At 68.8% G+C, this 2,218-nt stretch carries 1 protein-coding gene and 1 pseudogene; one reads left to right on the top strand and one right to left on the bottom strand.

The window, feature by feature from the left end; translation table 11 throughout:
* Positions 1-602: pseudogene (locus Q0R63_RS10685) on the bottom strand (sensor histidine kinase); the annotation flags it as partial.
* 258 nt (positions 603-860) lie between these two features.
* Between Q0R63_RS10685 and Q0R63_RS10680 the strand changes: the two are divergent.
* Positions 861-2,165 carry a cation:dicarboxylase symporter family transporter gene (locus Q0R63_RS10680; RefSeq protein WP_295697093.1) on the top strand — a complete coding sequence of 435 codons (1,305 nt, stop codon included), beginning with the start codon at positions 861-863 and terminating at the stop codon, positions 2,163-2,165.
* The last annotated feature ends 53 nt before the right edge of the window (positions 2,166-2,218 follow it).

Raw genomic sequence — 2,218 nt, 5'->3', positions numbered from 1 at the left:
CGGGCGACGAGCCACGTCCCGACACCGGCGATCAGCGCGGCGACGAGAGCCGCGACGGCCAGGCCCGGCACCTGCGCCGCCACCTGGTTGCTCACCGCCGAGAGCGCGATGCCGACCGAGACGAGGGCGATGACGGGCTGGGTACGGTTGCCATCACGAAACACGGGCACGACCGCGCGAGAGGAGGGCCCGAGGGTGCCGACGTAGTTCTCGATCACGTCCTGCCCCTGCTGCGCCCCCTCGATGTGACCGATGAAGACCTTGCCGATCTGGCCCGGATCAGGGTGGGTCCAACGGACCCCGTCGCGGCTCATGACGACGATGAAGTCGGTCGAGGTCGACCCTCGCACCCGCTCGACGTAGGGCTGCAGCCGGCCCGTCGCCGTCGTCGGGTCGGCCGCCGCGGCGAGCACCGCGGGGTCGGTCGCGAGGGTGTGCGCGATGGCGAGCACCCGCTGCCGGGCCTCCTCCTCGGTGGCGCTCCGCGCCTGGAGGTATGCCGCCGCGAGACCGCCGGCCACGACGATGGCGGCGACGACGAACTGCAGCGCGAGGATCTGGGTCGCGAGCGCCCAGCGTCGCGGATCCCCCGGGCCCTTCACGGGCGCGAGCGGAGTGGCAGGGATGGGTGGTGCACGCGAACACTATGAACACAACGGTGACCGGAAGGCGAGGGGACGTCACCCTTCGGAGTGCACGCCCCTGCCGCCACCCGACTCCCGGTCCCTCACGCGGCAGGCCACATCTGCAAAGGAGCACATGTGTCCGCCTCCACCACGCCCCCCGCGACGCCGACCCCGGGCCAGAAGGAAACGGGCCAGAAGCAAACGGCCCGGAAGGACAAGTCGCAGTACCTCTACATCGGGGTCCTCGTCGCCGTGGCCCTCGGCATCGTCGTCGGCTTCCTCTTCCCCAGCTTCGCCGTTCAGCTGAAGTGGCTGGGCACCCTGTTCGTCAACCTCATCAAGATGATGATCTCGCCGATCATCTTCTGCACCATCGTCCTCGGCATCGGGTCGGTCCGGAAAGCGACGAGCGTCGGCAAGATCGGCGGCCTCGCCCTCGGCTACTTCATCACCATGCCGACCTTCGCCCTGGCCATCGGTCTCGTGGTCGGCAACATCATCAAGCCCGGCGAGAGCCTTCGCCTCACCGCGACGATCGCCAAGAGCGGACAGAGCCAGGTCGGCGGGGCCAGTGAGTCCACCTCGGACTTCCTGCTCGGGATGATCCCCAAGACCCTCGTCTCGTCGCTGACCGAGGGCTCGGTCCTCCAGACCCTGCTGGTCGCGCTGCTCGTCGGCTTCGCCCTGCAGATGATGGGCAAGCAGGGCGAGCCGATCCTCGCCGGGGTCAAGCACCTCGAGAACCTCGTCTTCCGGGTCATGTCGATGGTCATGTGGGTCGCCCCGATCGGGGCCTTCGGGGCCATGGCCGCGATCATCGGCGCCACCGGTGTCGACGCCCTGAAGAGCCTCGGCCTGCTCATGCTCGCCTTCTACATCACCTGTGCCATCTTCGTCTTCGGCGTGCTCGGCACCATCCTGCGAGCCTTCACCGGTATCAACGTCTTCCGGCTCTTCACGTATCTCGCCCGCGAGTTCCTCCTCATCCTCTCGACGTCCTCCTCCGAGTCGGCGCTGCCCCGGGTCATTGCGAAGATGGAGCACCTCGGCATCGAGCGGTCGACGGTCGGCATCACGATCCCGACCGGCTACTCGTTCAACCTCGACGGCACCGCGATCTATCTGACGATGGCTTCGCTCTTCATCGCCGAGGCCCTCCAGAAGCCGTTCAGCATCGGCGAGCAGATCTCCCTGCTCGTCTTCATGATCATCGCCTCGAAGGGTGCGGCCGGGGTCTCGGGCGCAGGTCTCGCGACGCTGGCCGGGGGGCTGCAGAGCCACCGTCCCGACCTCGTCGACGGGGTCGGGTTCATCGTCGGCATCGACCGCTTCATGTCCGAGGCCCGCGCCCTGACCAACTTCGCGGGCAACTCGATCGCCTGCGTCCTGATCGGGACGTGGACCAAGACGATCGACCGGGCCCAGGTCGACCGGGTGCTGTCGGGTCAGGACCCGTTCGACGAGCGGATGCTCGCGGTCGGCACCGACCACGCCGTCCCGCCCGTCGAGGAGGCTCGGGAGCTCCAGCCCACCCGCTGACCGGGCGCGCCCAGCCGCCTCAGTCGGCCGTCGCCGCGCGCGGGAGGTGGCAG

This window comes from Lapillicoccus sp. (assembly GCF_025353065.1).
Classification (GTDB): Bacteria; Actinomycetota; Actinomycetes; order Actinomycetales; family Dermatophilaceae; genus Lapillicoccus.
This window is presented reverse-complemented; position numbering and strand designations above follow the sequence as displayed.